General features: G+C 66.3%; 16 protein-coding genes. 8 read left to right on the forward strand and 8 right to left on the reverse strand.

Annotated elements, in window-relative coordinates; genetic code table 11:
- Window positions 1–94: 94 nt before the first annotated feature.
- The 3 genes from ACFW0B_RS07805 to choX all read right to left on the reverse strand — a co-directional run bounded on the left by ACFW0B_RS07805 (window position 95) and on the right by choX (window position 3,108).
- Window positions 95–1,060, reverse strand: a complete 966-nt coding sequence (locus ACFW0B_RS07805; protein WP_449147363.1) for an L-carnitine dehydrogenase — start codon at window positions 1,058–1,060, stop codon at window positions 95–97.
- An 85-nt stretch (window positions 1,061–1,145) separates the two neighbouring features.
- Window positions 1,146–2,033 (reverse strand): beta-keto acid cleavage family enzyme, encoded by an 888-nt coding sequence (locus ACFW0B_RS07810; protein WP_449147364.1) that lies wholly within the window; start codon window positions 2,031–2,033, stop codon window positions 1,146–1,148.
- Window positions 2,034–2,169: 136 nt separating this feature from the next.
- Complete coding sequence (gene choX / locus ACFW0B_RS07815) at window positions 2,170–3,108, reverse strand: choline ABC transporter substrate-binding protein (RefSeq protein WP_449147365.1); 939 nt, start codon at window positions 3,106–3,108, stop codon at window positions 2,170–2,172.
- A gap of 236 nt (window positions 3,109–3,344) precedes the next feature.
- On the opposite strand from choX, the gene ACFW0B_RS07820 reads away from it, so the two are divergent.
- Window positions 3,345–4,313, forward strand: a complete 969-nt coding sequence (locus ACFW0B_RS07820; protein ID WP_449147366.1) for a GlxA family transcriptional regulator — start codon at window positions 3,345–3,347, stop codon at window positions 4,311–4,313.
- A 138-nt stretch (window positions 4,314–4,451) separates the two neighbouring features.
- Here the strand turns inward: ACFW0B_RS07820 and ACFW0B_RS07825 are convergent, their stop codons facing one another.
- Genes ACFW0B_RS07825 through ACFW0B_RS07840 form a run of 4 tightly spaced genes read right to left on the reverse strand, consistent with a single transcriptional unit; the run spans window position 4,452 to window position 9,578 of the window.
- The gene (locus ACFW0B_RS07825; protein WP_449147367.1) at window positions 4,452–4,673 is read right to left on the reverse strand and encodes a formate dehydrogenase subunit delta; all 222 of its coding nucleotides are present in this window, start codon (window positions 4,671–4,673) and stop codon (window positions 4,452–4,454) included.
- Window positions 4,670–7,546 carry a formate dehydrogenase subunit alpha gene (gene fdhF / locus ACFW0B_RS07830; protein ID WP_449147368.1) on the reverse strand — a complete coding sequence of 959 codons (2,877 nt, stop codon included), beginning with the start codon at window positions 7,544–7,546 and terminating at the stop codon, window positions 4,670–4,672. Before fdhF ends, ACFW0B_RS07825 begins: the two co-directional genes overlap by 4 nt.
- On the reverse strand, window positions 7,543–9,102 hold the full coding sequence (locus ACFW0B_RS07835; protein ID WP_449147369.1) for a formate dehydrogenase beta subunit: 1,560 nt from the start codon (window positions 9,100–9,102) through the stop codon (window positions 7,543–7,545). The genes fdhF and ACFW0B_RS07835 overlap by 4 nt, the downstream gene beginning before the upstream one ends.
- The gene (locus ACFW0B_RS07840) at window positions 9,096–9,578 is read right to left on the reverse strand and encodes a formate dehydrogenase subunit gamma (protein ID WP_449147370.1); all 483 of its coding nucleotides are present in this window, start codon (window positions 9,576–9,578) and stop codon (window positions 9,096–9,098) included. Before ACFW0B_RS07840 ends, ACFW0B_RS07835 begins: the two co-directional genes overlap by 7 nt.
- A 489-nt stretch (window positions 9,579–10,067) precedes the next feature.
- On the opposite strand from ACFW0B_RS07840, the gene ACFW0B_RS07845 reads away from it, so the two are divergent.
- The 7 genes from ACFW0B_RS07845 to ACFW0B_RS07875 all read left to right on the forward strand — a co-directional run bounded on the left by ACFW0B_RS07845 (window position 10,068) and on the right by ACFW0B_RS07875 (window position 18,339).
- Complete coding sequence (locus ACFW0B_RS07845) at window positions 10,068–11,045, forward strand: dipeptidase (RefSeq protein WP_449147371.1); 978 nt, start codon at window positions 10,068–10,070, stop codon at window positions 11,043–11,045.
- A gap of 83 nt (window positions 11,046–11,128) precedes the next feature.
- Window positions 11,129–11,665 carry a DUF5943 domain-containing protein gene (locus ACFW0B_RS07850; RefSeq protein WP_449147372.1) on the forward strand — a complete coding sequence of 179 codons (537 nt, stop codon included), beginning with the start codon at window positions 11,129–11,131 and terminating at the stop codon, window positions 11,663–11,665.
- An 18-nt stretch (window positions 11,666–11,683) separates the two neighbouring features.
- Window positions 11,684–13,744, forward strand: a complete 2,061-nt coding sequence (dgcA, locus tag ACFW0B_RS07855; protein WP_449147373.1) for a dimethylglycine demethylation protein DgcA — start codon at window positions 11,684–11,686, stop codon at window positions 13,742–13,744.
- 163 nt (window positions 13,745–13,907) lie between these two features.
- Window positions 13,908–15,866, forward strand: a complete 1,959-nt coding sequence (gene dgcB / locus ACFW0B_RS07860; protein WP_449147374.1) for a dimethylglycine demethylation protein DgcB — start codon at window positions 13,908–13,910, stop codon at window positions 15,864–15,866.
- A gap of 121 nt (window positions 15,867–15,987) precedes the next feature.
- Complete coding sequence (gene etfA / locus ACFW0B_RS07865; protein WP_449147375.1) at window positions 15,988–17,220, forward strand: electron transfer flavoprotein subunit alpha; 1,233 nt, start codon at window positions 15,988–15,990, stop codon at window positions 17,218–17,220.
- A 69-nt stretch (window positions 17,221–17,289) separates the two neighbouring features.
- Complete coding sequence (etfB, locus tag ACFW0B_RS07870) at window positions 17,290–18,063, forward strand: electron transfer flavoprotein subunit beta (protein ID WP_449147376.1); 774 nt, start codon at window positions 17,290–17,292, stop codon at window positions 18,061–18,063.
- 30 nt (window positions 18,064–18,093) lie between these two features.
- On the forward strand, window positions 18,094–18,339 hold the full coding sequence (locus ACFW0B_RS07875) for a hypothetical protein (protein ID WP_449147377.1): 246 nt from the start codon (window positions 18,094–18,096) through the stop codon (window positions 18,337–18,339).
- Between the two features lie 165 nt (window positions 18,340–18,504).
- Here ACFW0B_RS07875 and gbdR read toward each other — a convergent pair whose 3' ends face one another.
- The gene (gene gbdR / locus ACFW0B_RS07880) at window positions 18,505–19,608 is read right to left on the reverse strand and encodes a choline metabolism transcriptional regulator GbdR (RefSeq protein ID WP_449147378.1); all 1,104 of its coding nucleotides are present in this window, start codon (window positions 19,606–19,608) and stop codon (window positions 18,505–18,507) included.
- Between the last annotated feature and the right edge of the window lie 199 nt (window positions 19,609–19,807).

The following is a 19,807-nucleotide window of genomic DNA, read 5'->3' on the forward strand; positions in this document are numbered from 1 at the left end:
GCTCCAATGCGGGATGTTGGGCTTCGCAAGCTCAGCACCAACCTACGGGAATCAGGTAGGTTGGCTCCGAGCGGAGCGAGGCCCAACGACAGAGTCAGTCGACGAAGGCAAAGCCGTGCCTGGCCTTGGTGTCCTTGATGGCGCCAAGCACCGCCAGCAGGCAATCGTCACGATACCGCTCCAGCTCCGCGATGCTGCGCGACCCCTGCTGCTCGGAGGTGCCTTCCACTACGCGGTCGATCAAGGTATCGGTCAGCTCCGGCGCCGGCAAGTAGGTCCAGGGCAATTGCAGCGCCGGGCCGAACTGTGCCATGAAGTGGCGCATACCGGCCTTGCCGCCCGCCAGCGTGTAGGTCAGGAAGGTGCCCATGAAGGACCAGCGCAGACCAGCGCCGAAACGGATGGCGTCGTCGATCTCGCCGGTGCTGGCCACGCCGTCGTTGACCAGGTGCAGCGCCTCGCGCCAGAGGGCTTCCAGCAGGCGGTCGGCGATGAACCCCGGCACTTCCTTGCGCACGTGCAGCGGGCGCATGCCCAGTGCGCTGTAGATCTGGATGGCGGCCTGCACGGCTTCCGGCGCGGTCTTCTCGCCCCCGACCACCTCCACCAGCGGCAGCAGGTAGACCGGGTTGAACGGGTGTCCGACCACGCAGCGTTCAGGGTGCACGGCGTCGGCGTAGAACTCGCTGGGCAGCAGGCCCGAGGTGCTGGAGCCGATGATCACATCCGGGCGCGCCACCGAACTGATCTTCGCGTGCAGGTCGAGCTTGAGGTCGAGGCGCTCCGGCGCACTTTCCTGGATGAAATCGGCGTCCCGCACGCACTCCTCAATGGTTGCGACGAAGCGCAAGCGGTCCTGGGAGGCGCCGGGCGCCAGGCCCTGTTTCTGCAGCGCCGGCCAGGCGTTGGCGATGCGTTCGCGCAGGGCTGCCTCGGCGCCAGGGGCCGGGTCCCAGGCGATGACGTCGAGGCCGTGGGCCAGGGCGCGGGCGATCCAGCCGCTGCCGATGACGCCGCTGCCGAGAGCGGCGAAGGTCTTGATCTGGGTGACGAAGGACATCGGGGACTCCTGGTTCTGTAGCCCGGATGCAGTCCGGGAAAGGGCATCGGATTCGCTCCCGGAGGGAGAGGGGAGAAAAGCGGACTCAGCCTCTCGGCTTCAGGTTCATCTTCTTGCGACCCTCGGCCGGGGTCAGCGCGCGGCCACCGAGGCGCTCGATGATCTCGATGGCCCGCTCCACCAGTTGGCCGTTGCTGGCGTGAACGCCACGATCCAGCCAGATGTTGTCTTCCAGACCGACCCGCACGTTGCCGCCCAGCAGCATGGCCTGGGCCACCATCGGCATCTGCGCGCGGCCGATGCCGAAGCCGGCCCAGGTCACGCCCGGCGGCAGGTTGTCGGCCATGGCCTTCATGGTGGTGGTGTCCGCCGGTGCGCCCCACGGAATCCCCAGGCAGATCTGGATCAGCGGGTCTTCCAGCAGGCCTTCCTTGAGCATCTGCTTGGCGAACCAGAGGTGGCCGGTGTCGAAGATTTCCAGTTCGGCCTTCACCCCCAGTTCAGTGATGCGCCTGGCACCGGCGCGAAGCTGTGCGGGCGTAGAGACGTAGATGAAGTCGCCGTCGCCAAAGTTCAGGGTGCCGCAGTCCAGGGTGCAGATTTCCGGCAGCAGTTCTTCCACGTGGGCCAGGCGCTCCAGCGGTCCCACCAGATCGGTGCCGGTGCCGAACTCCAGCGGCTGCTCGCCCTTGCCGATTTCCAGGTCGCCGCCCATGCCGGCGGTAAGGTTGATGATGATGTCGGTATCGCTTTCGCGGATGCGCTCCACCACTTCGCGGTACAGGGCCACATCACGGCTCGGCTTGCCGGTTTGCGGGTCACGCACATGGCAGTGGGCGACGGTGGCGCCGGCCTTGGCCGCTTCGATGGCGGCGGCGGCGATTTCCTTCGGGGTGACGGGAATGGCCGGGTGCTTGCCGACGGTATCGCCGGCGCCGGTGACGGCACAGGTGACGATGACTTCGTAATTCACGGTTGTTTCATCCTTCTGCGAGGCGAGCGGAAACCGTGCGCGGGGCAATCCGCGCATGGGGTGTATCGGGTTCATTCGCAGCCGGTAGGGTGGGCTTTAGCCCACCATCGAGCCGGCAGGTGGGCTGAAGCCCACCCTACTTCAAGGAGGCAAGTGCGCTGTCGACGCCGTTCCTGCCGTCGAAGGTGGTGACCCCGGCGAGCCAGCCCCGGACCACTTCCGGATTGGCCTTGAGCCACTGGCGGGCGACCCTGGCCGGGTCTTCGCGCTCCATGATCGGCTGCATCAGCTGGGCTTCCTGGTCGCTGGTGAAGCGCAGGTTGGCCAGCAGGCGATCGACGTTGGGACAACGCTGGGCGAAGTCCGGCGCGGTGACGGTGGAGACGGTGGCGGCGCCGTCGTTGGGGCCGAACACGTCCTCACTGCCAGTGAGGTAGGTGATGGGCATCTGGATGTTCATCGGGTGCGGTTTCCAGCCGAAGAACACCACCGGCTTGTTGTTCTTCACCGCGCGTTTGACCGCGGTGAGCATGGCCGCCTCGCTGGACTCGATCAGCTTGAAGCCGCCCAGGCCGAACTGGTTGGTGTCGATCATTTTCTGGATCGCGGTATTGGCGCCGGAGCCGGATTCGATGCCATAGATCTTGCCGTCCAGCTGGTCCTTGAACCTGGCGATGTCGGCGAAAGTGCGCAGGCCCTGTTCGGCGGTGTAGGTGGGCACCGCGAGCACGGCGATGGCGTCGTTCAGCGAAGGCTCGGCGGCGACTTTCACCGAACTGGAAGCCAGGAACGGCTTGATGTTGTCGTCCATGATCGGCTTCCAGTAGCCGAGGAAGACATCGATCTGCTTCTTCTGGATGCCGGCGAAAATGATCTGCTGCGAAGCCTGGGTCTGGGTGGTCTGGTAACCCAGGCTGCCAAGCAGTTCGTTGGCGACGGCGGTGGTGGCGACTACGTCGGTCCAGCCGACCACGCCTACGCGAATCTTCTGGCAACTGGCGTCTTCGGCGGCGAGCGCGGCGGTGGTGGAGAGGGCGAACAGACAGCAACCAGCGAATGCGGTGAGACGTTTCATTGATGCTCCCCTTGCGGCCATACGGTTTGTATTTTTTGTGCAGGAGCCGGGGTTTGGAGCATCCGGCGACTCCTTCCGTGTTCGGGCGCCACGACAACCCGATGGAGACAAATTACCCAGCGTCCGAACCGGCGATTCGCACTAAAACGACTACCTGTTGAACAGGAACGACCAGCTTTCTTGCACGCAGCCGCGTAGTGTCTTTTAGTGGCTCATCCCCTTTGCGGAAAGCGGCCATGCCCCAGACCTTCAGCTTCCTCCTGCTGCCGGGCTTCTCCATGATCGGCCTGATGTCGGCGGTCGAGCCCTTGCGGGTGGCCAATCGCTTTCGTGGCGAGCTCTACCGCTGGCGCCTGCTGAGCCTGGACGGCGGCCCGGTGTCGGGAAGCAACGGCATGTCGCTGAACGTGGACGGCGGGCTGGATTCAGCGCCCGAAGGCGACTGCCTGTTCGTGGTGGCCGGCTTCGAGCCGCTGTCCAGCTTCGGCCCGCGCCTGGCCCACTGGCTTAATCGTGCAGAACGCGACGGCCTGCTGCTGGGAGGCATCGATACCGGCAGCTTCGTGCTGGCCGAGGCCGGGCTGTTCAGCCGCCAACGCCTGACCTTGCACTGGGAAGCCCTGGACGCCTTCCACGAGCGCTACCCGGCGCTGAACGCCACCCAGGAGTTGTTCGAGATCGACGGCAAGCGGATCACCAGCGCCGGGGGAACCGCCAGCCTCGACCTGATGCTCACCCTGATCGCCCGCAGCCACGGCGAGACCCTGGCGCTGCAGGTGTCGGAGCAGTTCGTGCTGGGCCGCATCCGCACCCGGCAGGACCACCAGAGGATGCAGATCGCCAGCCGCTTCCATGTGCATAACAAGAAGGTGGTGCAGGTGATCGGCGAAATGGAGCGACACAGCGAGTCGCCCCTGAGCTCGCGGGAGCTGGCCGAGCGGGTGAGTGTCACTCCACGCCAGCTGGAGCGGCTGTTCCGCCTGCACCTGAAGGAAACGCCATCGAACTTTTACCTCGGCCTGCGCCTGGACAAGGCCCGCCAGCTGTTGCGCCAGACCGGCATGAGCGTGCTCGAAGTCGCCCTGGCCTGCGGCTTCGAGTCATCGTCCTACTTCTCCCGCGCCTACCGCGCACGCTTCGCCACCTGCCCGAGCCAGGACAGGCATGAGCATCCGGACCAGGAGCCGGCACAGCGGATGGGCTGAACTGAAAACCTGTGGGGGCGAATTCATTCGCTATGCAGGCCGCAGGTCTGCCCTGTGGCCTTGCAGAGGGCAGCTGCGCTGCCCTTGGCGAATGAATTCGCCCCCACAAGGGAAATGCCCCCACAAACGGAGCCGGTGCTAAACCGCCCTCCCCTGCTCCGCCAGGGCCTGTTGCACCAACGGGTGCAGGCATTCACCGTGGTGCTCCACCTGCCAGGCCATCAGTTCGATGCGCATGGCCGGGGTCCAGAAGCTTTGCAGGTGCTGGCGCACGCCGCGCACGGCCTGCTCCCTGTCCGGCTCTGAGGCGAAGAACTGGGCGATCTGGTTGGCCATCTTGATCAAGTTGTCGGTGCTCATCGGCGTACCTCGGCTTTTTCGGTCCTGCGGCGTTCCTTGAGCAGGCGCCGCTGTTCGTCACTGAACGCTTGATAACGTTTCTGCCATTCCGAGGGCTGGTAGACCCGCGTCACCTCCACCGCCGTCACCTTGTATTCCGGGCAGTTGGTGGCCCAGTCGGAGTTGTCGGTGGTGATCACGTTGGCACCCGATTCGGGGAAGTGGAAGGTGGTGTAGACCACCCCCGGCGCCACCCGCTCGCTGACCTTGGCGCGCAGCACGGTCTGCCCGGCGCGACTGCCCACGCCCACCCAGTCGCCGTCGGCGATGCCCCGGCTCTCGGCGTCGGTCGGGTGGATTTCCAGGCGGTCCTCTTCATGCCAGGCGACGTTTTCGGTGCGCCGGGTCTGGGCGCCGACGTTGTACTGGCTGAGGATGCGGCCGGTGGTCAGCAGCAACGGATAGCGGCTGTTGACCTTCTCTTCGGTGGGCACGTAGCCGGTGAGCATGAAGCGTCCCTTGCCGCGCACGAACTCCTCGATGTGCATGGTCGGGGTGCCATCCGGCGCTTGGTCGTTGCAGGGCCATTGCAGGCTGCCGTGACGATCCAGTTCGGCGTAGCTTACGCGGGTGAAGGTGGGAGTCAGCCTGGCGATCTCGTCCATGATCTCGGACGGGTGCCTGTAGTCCATCCGGTAGCCGAGGGCGTTGGCCAGCAGCTGGGTCACCTCCCAGTCGGCCTTGCCGCCCAGCGGCTCCATCACCTTGCGCACGCGGGAGATGCGCCGCTCGGCGTTGGTGAAGGTGCCGTCCTTCTCCAGGAAGGAGCTGCCCGGCAGGAAGACATGGGCGAACTTGGCGGTTTCGTTGAGGAAGATGTCCTGCACCACCACGCACTCCATGGCCGACAGGGCGGCGGTGACGTGCTGGGTGTTGGGGTCGCTCTGGGCGATGTCCTCGCCCTGGCAGTAGAGCGCCTTGAAGGTGCCGCCGAGGGCCGCCTCGAACATGTTGGGAATGCGCAGGCCCGGATCAGGCTGCAGGGTCACGCCCCAGGCCTGCTCGAACTGGGCGCGCACGGCGTCGTTGGAGACGTGGCGATAGCCGGGCAGTTCATGGGGGAAGGAGCCCATGTCGCAGGAGCCCTGGACGTTGTTCTGCCCGCGCAGCGGGTTCACGCCGACGCCCTCGCGGCCGATGTTGCCGGTGGCCATAGCGAGGTTGGCGATCGCCATGACCGAGGTACTGCCCTGGCTGTGTTCGGTCACGCCCAGACCGTAGTAGATGGCCGCGTTGCCGCCGGTGGCGTAGAGCCGCGCAGCGGCGCGGATGTCGTCGGGCGACACGCCGCAGATCGGCCCCATGGCTTCCGGGGAGTTTTCCGGTTTGCTGACGAAATCGCGCCAGCGGGCGAAGTCCGCCGCCTCGCAGCGTGCGTCGACGAACGGCTGGTTGACCAGCCCTTCGGTGACGATCACGTGGGCCAGGGCGTTGAGCATGGCCACGTTGGTCCCCGGACGCAGCGCCAGGTGCAGCTCGGCGCGGGCGTGGGGGGAATCCACCAGGTCGATGCGGCGTGGGTCGATGACGATCAGCCGCGCGCCCTGGCGCAGGCGGCGCTTGAGCTGGGAGCCGAACACCGGGTGGGCGTCGGTAGGGTTGGCGCCGATCACCAGCACCACGTCGGCCTGCATCACCGAGTCGAAGCTCTGGGTTCCGGCGGACTCGCCCAGGGTCTGCTTGAGGCCATAGCCGGTGGGCGAATGGCAGACCCGCGCGCAGGTGTCGACGTTGTTGTTGCCGAAGCCGGCACGCACCAGCTTCTGCACCAGGTAGGTTTCTTCGTTGGTGCAGCGGCTGGAGGTGATGCCGCCGATTGAATCACGCCCGTACTTGAGCTGGATGCGCCGGAATTCGCCGGCCGCGTAGTTCACCGCCTCTTCCCAGCTGACTTCCTGCCAGGGATCGCTGATGTGCTTGCGGATCATCGGCTTGGTGATGCGGTCCGGGTGCGTGGCGTAGCCCCAGGCGAAGCGGCCCTTGACGCAGGAATGGCCATGGTTGGCCTGGCCGTTCTTGTCCGGAACCATGCGCACCAGCTGGTCGCCCTTCATCTCGGCGCGGAACGAACAGCCCACGCCGCAATAGGCGCACGTAGTGATGACACTGCGCTCCGGCTGGCCCAGTTCCACCACGCTCTTTTCCATCAGGGTGGCGGTCGGGCAGGCCTGCACGCAGGCGCCGCAGGACACGCATTCGGAGTCGAGGAAGTTATCCCCGCCGGCCGCCGACACGCGGGAGTCGAAGCCGCGCCCCTCGATGGTCAGGGCGAAGGTGCCCTGGGTTTCCTCACAGGCGCGCACGCAGCGGTTGCAGACGATGCACTTGCTCGGGTCGTAGTCGAAATAGGGGTTGGATACGTCCTTCTGCTCGTCCAGGTGGTTGGCGCCGTCATAGCCGTAGCGCACCTCGCGCAGGCCCACCTGGCCGGCGACGGTCTGCAGTTCGCAGTTGCCGTTGGCCGGGCAGGTCAGGCAATCCAGCGGGTGGTCGGAGATGTACAGCTCCATGACGTTGCGCCGCAGGGTGGCGAGCTTGGGCGTCTGGGTGTGGACCACCATGCCTTCGCTCACCGGCGTGGTGCAGGAGGCCGGGTAGCCGCGCATGCCGTCGATTTCCACCAGGCACATGCGGCAGGAGCCGAAGGCTTCCAGGCTGTCGGTGGCACAGAGTTTGGGAATGGTAGTGCCGAGCAGCGCGGCAGCGCGCATCACCGAGGTGCCGGCGGGCACGCTGATCTCGCGGCCATCGATGGTCAGGCTGACCTGCACGTCGCTGTCGCGGGCCGGGGTGCCGAGATCGATGTCGCTGGCGGGGTCGAAGATGTTGATCATTGGTCGGCCTCCGAGGTCTCCAGACCGAAGTCGGCGGGGAAGTGCTTGAGGGCGCTGGTCACCGGGAAGGCGGTCATGCCGCCCAGGGCGCAGAGCGAGCCGTAGGTCATGGTGTCGCAGAGGTCCTTGAGCAACAGGGCCTGCTCCTCGCGGGCGCTGATGTCGGTGGCAGCGATCAGGCGGTCCACCACTTCCACGCCACGGGTCGAGCCGATGCGGCAGGGCGTGCACTTGCCGCAGGATTCCTCGGCGCAGAACTGCAGGGCGAAGCGCGCCATGTGCGCCATGTCCAGGCTGTCGTCAGCCACCACTACGCCACCGTGGCCGAGCATCGCGCCCATGGCGGCGAAGGCCTCGTAGTCCAGCGGCGTATCGAATTGCGACGGCGGCACCCAGGCGCCCAGCGGCCCGCCTACCTGGGCGGCCTTCAGCGGCCGGCCACTGGCGGTACCGCCGCCATAATCCTCCACCAGCTCGCGCAGGGTCAGGCCGAAGGCGCGCTCCACCAGCCCGCCGTGGCGGATATTGCCGGCCAGTTGGAAGGGCATGGTGCCCAGCGAGCGGCCCATGCCGAAGTCGCGGTAGAACTGCGCGCCACGGGCCAGGATGACCGGCACCGAGGCCAGGGTAAGCACGTTGTGCACCAGCGTCGGCTGGCCGAAGAGGCCTTGCAGCGCCGGCAGCGGCGGTTTGGCACGGACCACGCCGCGCTTGCCTTCCAGCGAATCCAGCAGGGCGGTTTCCTCGCCGCAGATGTAGGCACCGGCGCCGACGCGCACCTCGAGGTCGAAGGCCTGGCCACTGCCAGCGACATTGGCGCCGAGGTAGCCGGCGTCACGGGCGATTGCGATGGCCGCGCGCAGGTTGTCCACCGCTTGCGGGTATTCGGAGCGCACGTAGATGTAACCCATGCTGGCGCCGACGGCGAGGCCGGCGATGGCCATGCCCTCGATCAGCAGGAAGGGGTCGCCCTCCATCAGCATGCGGTCGGCGAAGGTGCCGGAGTCGCCTTCGTCGGCGTTGCACACCACGTACTTCTGTGGGGCGACGGCGCCGCGCACGGTGCGCCATTTGATGCCCGCCGGGAAGGCCGCGCCACCCCGGCCACGCAGGCCGGAATCCAGTACGGCAGTGACGATCTCATCGCCGCTCTGGCCGATGGCGCGGGTCAGCCCTTCGAAGCCGCCGTGGGCGCGGTAGTCGTCCAGGGACAGCGGCCGGGTGATGCCGGCGCGGGCGAACAGCAGCCGTTGCTGGCTCTTCAGGTAGGGAATTTCCTCCACCGGCCCCAGGGCCAGCGGATGAGCGCTGGCATCACCCTGCAGGGCGTCCAGCAGGGCCGGCACGTCGTCGGCCGTCACCGGGCCGAAGCCCAGGCGGCCTTCGGCGCTTTCCAGTTCCACCAGCGGCTCCAGCCAGTAGAGGCCGCGGGAGCTGGTGCGTTTGATTTCCAGCGGCAGGCTCCTCCGGTCGGCCTCACGGGCAAGCGCCAGGGCCAGGTCGTCGGCACCGACGGCGCGGGCAACGGAATCGCAGGGAATGCACAGCGTCAGCATGAACCGTCCTCCAGGCAGCCCTTCACCAGCGCGCTCAGGCGCTCGGGGGTCAGTCGCGCATGCAGGCGGCCGTCCAGCTCCAGGGCCGGCGAGCAGGCGCAGGCGCCCAGGCAATAGACTGGCCGCAGGCTGATCCGGCCGTCGGCACTGGTGTCGTGGTCGTCCAGCTCCAGCGTGTCGCGCAGCTGTGCGGCCAGGCGCTCGGCGCCCATGCTCTGGCAGGACTCGGCGCGGCACAGGCGCAGGGTATGGCGCGCCGGCGGCGTGGTGCGGAAGTCGTGGTAGAAGCTGATCACCCCGCGCACCTCGGCCAGGCTGAGGTTCAGGGCGTGGGCGATTTCGGGAATGGCGACGTCGGGGATGTACCCCGCGCCTTCCTGGATGGCGTGAAGGATCGGCAGCAGGGCACCGGGGGTGTCCTTCTCGCGTTCCAGCACGTTCTGGATCAGAGGCAGGTGAAGCATCTCATCGGGCATACAGCGTTCCTCTGCTTCGCGGACGCTGGGTGGATTCCAGTCGTCCGGAGGTCTCGGCTGCGGCTCACTCACCACGTCACGGAGCGTGGCCTGCGGTGGCCGTCCTGGCGCCCCGAAGCGCATCTGCGCGCGCTCGTCCGGGACATTCGGGGAGCTTGCCATCCCCGTCATTCGGAAATTTCACCCCAGCGACCCTGCGCATTCTGAAACCGACGCAGGCCGGCGAAGCGTTCCGCACCTTCTTTATAGGCGCTCTGGAACGATGCCTGAAGAGGCGCGGACCTGCGGTTTGAGCATTGAGCCCCACAAGAGCAAGTGCCAGCCCCGCCGGATGAGCGGTTCCGAACCCTGCTTGCCCATTCGCGACCGGCTTGACGCTTTCGGCAATACCCCGGTCGCTTTTGCGCGATAGCGCCGGATTCCCCGGGGATATGCTCCCCTCAAAGCGCCGGCAGAAGATTCGGCGCATGGATAACAGGGGACAGCCTGATGAGCCCAGCCGAACTGCACGCAGACAGCATCGTCATTGACGGTCTGATCATCGCCAAATGGAACCGTGAACTCTTCGAAGACATGCGCAAGGGCGGCCTGACCGCCGCCAACTGCACCGTGTCGGTGTGGGAAGGGTTCCAGGCCACGGTGAACAACATCACCGCCAGCAACAAGCTGATCCGCGAGAACAGCGATCTGGTGATCCCGGTGCGCACCACCGCTGACATCCGCAAGGCCAAGGAGCAGGGCAAGACCGGCATCCTCTACGGCTTCCAGAACGCCCACGCGTTCGAAGACCAGATCGGCTACGTCGAGGTGTTCAAGCAGCTGGGCGTGGGCATCGTGCAGATGTGCTACAACACGCAGAACCTGGTGGGCACCGGCTGCTACGAGCGTGACGGCGGCCTGTCCGGCTTCGGTCGCGAGATCGTCGCCGAGATGAACCGCGTCGGCATCATGTGCGACCTGTCCCACGTGGGCTCCAAGACCTCCGAAGAGGTCATCCTCGAATCCAAGAAGCCGGTCTGCTACTCCCACTGCCTGCCTTCCGGCCTGAAAGAACACCCGCGCAACAAGTCCGATGAAGAACTGAAGTTCATCGCCGACCACGGCGGCTTCGTCGGCGTGACCATGTTCGCGCCCTTCCTGAAAAAGGGCATCGATTCGACCATCGACGACTACGCCGAAGCCATCGAGTACGTGATGAACATCGTTGGCGAAGACGCCATCGGCATCGGTACCGACTTCACCCAGGGCCATGGCCAGGAATTCTTCGAGTGGCTGACCCACGACAAGGGTTACGCCCGCCGCCTGACCAACTTCGGGAAGATCGTCAACCCGCTGGGCATCCGCACCGTGGGCGAGTTCCCCAACCTCACCGAAACCCTGCTCAAGCGCGGCATGCCCGAACGTGTGGTACGCAAGGTCATGGGCGAGAACTGGGTCCGCGTCCTGAAGGACGTCTGGGGCGAGTAACCACTCTTCTCCCCTCTCCTTCCGAGAGAGGGGGTCAAGTCGGCCCGCAACCGGGCCCAATCGAATTCCGGAGCTAGAACAACATGGCCAAACACGCCCCCGAAATGCCCATCGAAGTCGACAGCGAAACCGGTGTCTGGACCACCGACGCCCTGCCGATGCTCTACGTGCCCCGTCACTTCTTCGTGAACAACCACATGGGCATCGAAGCCGAGCTGGGCCCGGAGCGCTACGCCGAAATCCTCTACAAGGCCGGCTACAAATCCGCCTGGCACTGGTGCGAGAAGGAAGCCGAATGCCACGGCCTGGAAGGCGTAGCGGTGTTCGAGCACTACATGAAGCGCCTGTCCCAGCGCGGCTGGGGCCTGTTCCAGATCGAATCCATCGACCTCGACAAGGGCACCGCCCAGGTCCGCCTGAAGCACTCCGCGTTCGTGTACGTGTACGGCAAGGTGGGCCGCAAGGTCGACTACATGTTCACCGGCTGGTTCGCCGGCGCCATGGACCAGATCCTGGCCGCCCGCGGCAGCAGCCTGCGTACCGTTGCCGAGCAGCTGTACAGCGGCTCGGAAGAAGGCCACGACGACGGCCTGTTCATCGTCAAACCCATCAACGAATAAGAGATCGGAGATAGGGCAATGGCATTCGAAGCTATGTTCCAGCCGATCCAGATCGGCAAACTCACCATCCGCAACCGTGTGCTGTCCACCGCTCACGCCGAGGTCTACGCCACCGACGGCGGCATGACCACCGAGCGTTATGTGAAGTACTACGAAGAGAAGGCCAAGGGCGGCATCGGCCTGGCGATCTGCGGCGGCTCCTCCGTGGTGGCCATCGACAGCCCGCAGGAATGGTGGTCGTCGGTGAACCTGTCCACCGACCGCATCATCCCGCACTTCCAGAACCTGGCCGACGCCATGCACAAGCACGGCGCCAAGATCATGATCCAGATTACCCACATGGGTCGTCGTTCGCGCTGGGACGGCTTCAACTGGCCGACCCTGATGTCGCCGTCCGGCATCCGTGAACCCGTGCACCGCGCCACCTGCAAGACCATCGAGGTGGAAGAGATCTGGCGCGTGATCGGCAACTACGCCCAGGCTGCGCGCCGGGCGAAGGAAGGCGGCCTGGACGGCGTCGAGCTGTCCGCCGTGCACCAACACATGATCGACCAGTTCTGGAGCCCGCGCGTCAACAAGCGTACCGACGAATGGGGCGGCACCTTCGAGGGCCGCATGAAGTTCGGCCTGGAAGTGCTGAAAGCCGTGCGCGCCGAAGTGGGCGACGACTTCTGCGTCGGCATGCGCATCTGCGGCGACGAATTCCACCCGGACGGCCTGTCCCACGAGGACATGAAGCAGATCGCCAAGTACTACAGCGACACCGGCATGATCGACTTCATCGGCGTGGTCGGCTCAGGTTGCGACACCCACAATACCCTGGCCAACGTGATCCCCAACATGAGCTTCCCGCCGGAGCCCTTCCTGCACCTGGCGGCCGGCATCAAGGAAGTGGTCAACGTACCGGTGCTGCACGCGCAGAACATCAAGGACCCGAACCAGGCCACCCGCATCCTCGAAGGCGGCTACGTGGACATGGTCGGCATGACCCGCGCGCACATCGCCGACCCGCACCTGATCGCCAAGATCAAGATGGGCCAGGTGGACCAGATCAAGCAGTGCGTCGGCGCCAACTACTGCATCGACCGCCAGTACCAGGGCCTGGACGTGCTCTGCATCCAGAACGCCGCCACCTCCCGTGAGTACATGGGCGTGCCGCACATCATCGAGAAAACCACCGGGCCGAAGCGCAAGGTGGTGATCGTCGGCGGCGGCCCGGCGGGCATGGAAGCGGCGCGCGTGGCAGCCGAACGCGGCCACGACGTGACCCTGTTCGAGAAGAAGGACCAGCTCGGCGGCCAGATCACCATCGCCTCCAAGGCGCCGCAGCGTGACCAGATCGCCGGCATCACCCGCTGGTACCAGCTGGAAATCGCCCGCCTGGGCGTGGACCTGCGCCTGGGCACCGCGGCCAACCCGGAAGCCATCCTCGACCTCAAGCCGGACATCGTCGTCCTGGCCAACGGCGGTCATCCGTACCTGGAGCAGAACGAGCACTGGGGCGCGGCCGAAGGCCTGGTGGTGAGCAGCTGGGACATTCTCGACGGCACTGTGGCACCGGGCAAGAACGTGCTGGTGTACGACACCATCTGCGAATTCGGCGGCATGTCGGCGGCGGACTTCCTGGCCGACAAGGGCGCCCAGGTCGAGATCGTCACCGACGACATCAAGCCGGGCATCGCCATGGGTGGCACCACCTTCCCGACCTACTACCGCAGCCTGTACCCGAAGGAAGTGATCATGACCGGCGACCTGATGCTGGAAAAGGTCTACCGCGAGGGCGACAAGGTGGTGGCGGTGCTTGAGAACGAGTACACCGGCGCCCGCGAGGAGCGCGTGGTGGACCAGATCGTCATCGAGAACGGCGTGCGCCCGGACGAGAGCCTGTACTACGCGCTCAAGGACGGTTCGCGCAACAAGGGCCAGATCGACGTCGAGGCGCTGTTCGCGATCAAGCCGCAGCCCTGCCTGTCCGAGCCGGGCGACGGCTACCTGCTGTTCCGCATCGGCGACTGCGTGGCCCAGCGCAACACACACGCAGCGATCTACGACGCCCTGCGTCTGTGCAAGGACTTCTAAGCGCACACACGGACGGCCCCCTCTCCCGCTTGCGGGAGAGGGCGGGGGAGAGGGCAAGCAGGCGACTCCTGGGTTTCCTGCTTCCCCCTCTCCCTAACCCTCTCCCTCAGGGAGAGGGGACTGGTTCGGAGCACCCCATTCGGTCCCTGCAAGGAGACCAACAATGCTGAACACCCTTCTCCCCATCCTGCTTTTCGCCGCCCTCGGCCTTGCCGTGCTGGGCGCCGCGAAGCGCTTTTTCATGTGGCGCCGGGGCCGACCCTCCAAGGTCGACTGGATCGGTGGCCTGATGAAGATGCCGCGCCGCTACCTGGTGGACCTGCACCATGTGGTCGAGCGCGACAAGTACATGTCCAAGACCCACGTGGCCACCGCCGGCGGCTTCGTGCTGTCGGCCGTGCTGGCGATCGCGGTGCATGGCTTCGGCCTGCACGGCAGGATCCTCGGCTTCGCCCTGCTTGCCGCCACCGTGCTGATGTTCGTTGGCGCCCTGTTCGTCGCCAAACGCCGTCTCGATCCGCCGTCCCGCCTCTCCAGGGGGCCGTGGATGCGCCTGCCCAAGAGCCTGCTGATGTTCTCGGCGAGCTTCTTCATTGCCACCCTGCCGGCGGCCGGCATCCTGCCGGAAGGCTTCGGCGGCTGGTTTCTCGCCGGCATCCTCGCCATTGGCGTGGCCTGGGGCGTGTCCGAACTGTTCCTCGGCATGACCTGGGGCGGCCCGATGAAGCACGCCTTCGCCGGCGCCCTGCACCTGGCCTGGCACCGTCGCGCCGAGCGTTTCGGCGGCGGCCGTTCCACCGGCCTCAAGGCGCTGGACCTGGAAGACCCCAACGCTCCGCTGGGCGTGGAAAAACCCACTGATTTCACCTGGAACCAGCTGCTCGGCTTCGACGCCTGCGTGCAGTGCGGCAAGTGCGAAGCCATGTGCCCGGCGTTCGCCGCCGGCCAGCCGCTGAACCCGAAGAAGCTGATCCAGGACATGGTCATTGGCCTGGCCGGTGGTGACGACGCGAAGTTCGCCGGCAGCCCCTACCCGGGCATCCCGCTGGGCGAGCACGCCGGCGGCCCGCACCAGCCGATCGTGGTCCAGGGCGGCAAGGGCCTGGTGGAAGCGGACACCCTGTGGTCCTGCACCACCTGCCGTGCCTGCGTCGAGGAATGCCCGATGATGATCGAGCACGTCGACGCCATCGTCGACATGCGCCGCCACCTCACCCTGGAAAAGGGCGCCACCCCGAACAAGGGTGCCGAGGTGCTGGAAAACCTGATCGCCACCGACAACCCCGGCGGTTTCGCCCCCGGCGGCCGCCTGAACTGGGCGGCGGACCTGAATCTGCCGCTGATGAGCGAGAAGAAGCAGGCCGAGGTACTGTTCTGGGTCGGCGACGGCGCCTTCGACATGCGTAACCAGCGCACCCTGCGCGCCTTCGTCAAGGTCCTGAAAGCCGCCAACGTCGACTTCGCCGTGCTCGGCCTGGAAGAACGCGACAGCGGCGACGTGGCCCGGCGCCTGGGCGACGAAGCCACCTTCCAGACCCTGGCCAAGCGCAACATCGCCACCCTCAACCAGTACAAGTTCAAGCGCATCGTCAGCTGCGACCCGCACAGCTTCCACGTGCTGAAGAACGAGTACGGCGCCCTGGGCGGCCACTACGAAGTCCTGCACCACAGCACCTACATCAACGAACTGGTGCAGCGCGGCAGACTCAACCTAGGCCAGCACAAGGGCGGCAACGTGACCTACCACGACCCGTGCTACCTGGGCCGCTACAACGGCGAGTACGAGGCCCCGCGCGCCGTGCTCAAGGCCATCGGCATCGAAGTGAAGGAAATGCAGCGCTCGGGCTTCCGCTCCCGTTGCTGCGGCGGTGGCGGCGGCGCGCCGATCACCGACATCCCCGGCAAGCAGCGGATTCCCGACATGCGCATGGTGGACATCAAGGAAACCGGCGCCGAACTCGTGGCCGTGGGTTGCCCGCAGTGCACCGCGATGCTCGAAGGCGTGGTGGCCCCGCGCCCGGAGATCAAGGACATCGCCGAACTGGTGGCGGATGTGCTGATCGAGGTGCCGGTGGAAGTAAAAAAGCCGTCGGCGGCTAAAGCTGCCGTGGAGGTGGCGTGATGAACATCCCAGCCCCGGCAGCAGGTGTAGGAGCGAGCTTGCTCGCGAACCGGCACCGCGCCGACGTCATCCCCTTCGCGAGCAAGCTCGCTCCTACGAAAAGCACGCTGGAGGCCCGCCCATGAGCGACATCATCCGCCGCGACCCGCGCGCCGAGTGGATCGCCCGCAACCGCCTGCACCCCCTGCATGCCGCCATGCAGCCCCAGGGACAGACGAGCTGGATGGGCCCCAATGGCCTGATCCGCAAGAACCCCCACGCCGCGGCAGCGGGCTTCATCGGCCCCAACGGCATCAAGCGCATCGACCGCAGCGGCGCCCAGCAGGGCACCGCCGGCAAGCGCAGCGCTGCCAGTGAGGTGGTGCAGCTGCCGCTGCATGTGATCGAACAACCGGCCTTCCACATCTGCGTGGTGCCGGACATGGTCGGCGGCCGTCTCTCCAGCCACGACAAGGACCTGCTGGGCCTGGCCAACAAGCTGGCCGGCAGCGAAGGCGCGGTGGTCGCCGTGGTCTTCGGCGAAGACAAGGAATCGGCCTTCGATACCGCCGGCGTGGACCGCATCCTGCGGATCACCGGAGACGAATTCGACGGCTACTCGCCGGAAGCCCGCGTGCTCGCCCTGAGCGCGGTGGAAAGCCAGCTGGCGCCGCGCCATTGGCTGCTGCCCGACAGCCGCACCGGTGGCGGCGAACTGGGCCGCCGCCTGGCCGCGAAGCTCGGCGAGCGCCCGGCCACCCGCGTTTGGCAGGTGGCCAATGAGCAAGCCACCGGCCGCGCAGGTGCCGGCCGCGAGGACCTGGTGCGCCAGGTGCCGCGCCTGATCCTGGCCGCAGCCGAATGCGCCGAGCCGGTCAGCGAAACCCGTCACGAAGCCCGCGCCCTGGAGCTGGCAGCCAGCATCGCCCACAGCCTGCCGCGCATCGAGGACCTTGGTCCGGTGGCCGTGGACCCGGCGCAGATCCCCATGGCCGAAGCCGAGTTCATCCTCTCCGGCGGCAACGGCGTGAAGGACTGGAACCTCTTCCACCAGGCCGCTGCCGCGCTCGGCGCCACAGAAGGCGCTTCCCGCGTGGCGGTGGACGACGGCCACATGCCACGCAACCGCCAGGTGGGCGCCACCGGCACCTGGGTCACCGCGCGCGTCTACCTCGCGGTGGGCATCTCCGGCGCCATCCAGCACCTGCAGGGCATCGGTGCCTGCGACAAGGTGGTGGCGGTGAACATGGACCCGGGCTGCGACATGATCAAGCGCGCCGATCTCTCGGTGATCGGCGACTCCGGCGCCATCCTCGCCGCGCTGATCCAGCTGGCCACCGAATACCGTCAGGGAGGGGCACGCAATGCTGCATGAGGCACTGTTCATAGACACGAGCTTGCTCGCGAAAAGATCCGGCCGTGGTGATCAAGGGCAGGTGGAACAATGAGTGACATGAAGATCGTCAGCCTGGTCTCCATCGGCGCACACCCCACCTCAGGCCGCGCGCGCCGCGCCGACCAGGATGCCCGCGCCGTCGAACTCGGCCTGCGCCTGGCCGGCCCTCGCCTGCGCGTGGTGCATGCCGGCAATCCCCACGAAGAAGCCCTGCGCGCCTACCTGGGCATGGGCCTGGATGAACTGATCGTCCTCGAGCAGGGCCCGCAGGACGACGCCCTGCCCCCGCTGGGCGACTTCCTCCGCGAAAGCGGCGCCCAGCTGGTACTCACCGGCAGCCAGGCGGAAACCGGCGAAGGCTCGGGCATGCTGCCCTACCTGCTGGCCGAACGCCTGGGCTGGCCGCTGGTGGTGGGCCTGGCCGAGGTGGAAAAGGTCGACAACGGCGTGGCCCAGGTCCTGCAGGCCCTGCCACGGGGCCAGCGCCGCCGGCTGAAGGTGCGCCTGCCCTTCGTCGCCTGTGTCGACAACGCCGCCCCCACCGCCCGCCAGAGCGCTTTCGGCCCGGCCCGTCGCGGCCGCATCGAAGCCGAAGACGTGGAGCTGGTGGAGGATGTATTGTTCGCCGAGGCCCAGTTGCAACCGGCTCGCCCACGGCCCAAGCGCCTCAAGGTGATCAAGGCCAAGACCGGCGCCGAGCGGATGAAGGCGGCGACCGCCAAGGCATCCGGCGGTGGCGGCCAGGTACTCAAGGACGTCTCGCCGCAGGCGGGCGCCGAAGCTATCTTCAAACTGTTGCTGGAAGAAGGTGTGCTGCGCTGACCGCGGCACCCGATGCGGAGGAAGAGCGCGATGATGCATGCCGATCTGATCGATCAGGAAGACTTTCGTGAGCGCCTGGTGGCGCTGGGTATCAGCATCCCGCCGGGGGTCACCGCCGAGCAGGCCTGCGAACAGGCCGTGAGCGGCCTCAGCCCGGAACGCGCAGTGGCCCTGCGGCGTCTGGTGGAAGAACTGCTGGGCGGCAGCGCCACCCTGCTGCCGAACGTGCGCGAAGCCATTTCACGCACCCTGCTGCCGGCGCTGGTACCGCGCTGACAGCTGAAACCCATGAATGAAGAAGGGCGCCATCGGCGCCTTTTTTCATTCTTGGGTGCGCCGTGCGCACCAGGGAAATACTTGGTGCGCGCGGCGCACTCTACCTGGCCTCTTTGTGGGAGCGAATTCATTCGCGATTGAAATCGCTCCCACAGGCGCGTGATTTCACACCACCCGCACGCTGGCGAAGGTGGACTCGCCCTGGGCGCGGGTCAGGGCGACGCCGGCGGTGGACGGTGCGTTGCGTACCAGTTCGTCCGGCACCGGCATCAGGGTCACCACATTGGCGTTCTGGCCGGCGCGCTCATCACGTGGCGGAATGCCGAAATACTCGCGGTAGCACTTGGAGAAATGCGGGGTGGACACGAAGCCGCACACCGACGCCACCTCGATGATGGACATGGCGGTCTGCTTCAGCAGCTGGCGTGCGCGGATCAGGCGCAGCTTCAGGTAGTAACGCGACGGCGAGCAGTTCAGGTACTTCTGGAACAGGCGCTCCAGCTGACGGCGCGAAACGTCGACGTAGCAGGCCAGCTCGTCGAGGTCGATGGGCTCCTCCAGGTTGGCTTCCATCAGCGCGACGATTTCCTGCAGCTTCGGCTGGTTGGTGCCGAGCATGTGCTTGAGCGGCACGCGCTGGTGGTCCTGCTCGTTGCGGATGCGCTCGTAGATGAACATCTCGGAGATGGCGGCGGCCAGTTCGCGGCCGTGCTCGCGGGCGATCAGGTGCAGCATCATGTCCATCGGCGCGGTGCCGCCGGAGGAGGTGTTGCGGTTGCGGTCGATGGAGAACAGGCGGGTGCTGATGCCGGCGCGGGGGAAGGCTTCCTGCATGGCCGCCAGGCATTCCCAGTGCACGCTGCACTCGAAACCGTCGAGCAGGCCGGCCTTGGCCAGTGCCCAGCTGCCGGTGCACACGGCGCCCAGCTGACGGCCCTGGCGAGATTGCGACTGCAGCCACTGCACGTGTTCGCGGCTGACGGCGTGCTGGATGTCGACGCCGCCGCAGACGATCACGGCGTCCAGCGCCGGGGCGTTGTCCAGGCCGCTGTCGGGGGTGATCTGCAGGCCGTCGCTGGCGCTCACGGGGCGGCCATCCTGGCTGAGCGTGTACCAGCGATAGAGTTCGCGGCCGGAGAGGTGGTTGGCCATGCGCAGCGGCTCGACTGCGGATGCCAGGGAAATCAGGGTGAAGTTATCCAGCAGCAGGAAACCGATGGACTGGGGAACACGGTTCTGGGATTGGCTCCCTTGGTTGAACTGTGACATCAGCGAAACCCTCAGCTAGGCACGGAGCAGAGCCCCGTTTTGGGGCTTTTTTGTTATGGCCTGGTACGACTAAACCAGGTGATACCAAATCTAGGCAAAGGTCATGCCTGAATTGATTGGACATTCAATTAAAAACAGGCGATTCCTCCAAAGCCCGTGCCATTCGGCCTAGGCGTCAGCGACAGAATCATTCTGTTTG

The organism is Metapseudomonas phytobenefica, from assembly GCF_043392685.1.
Lineage (GTDB): Bacteria > Pseudomonadota > Gammaproteobacteria > Pseudomonadales > Pseudomonadaceae > Metapseudomonas.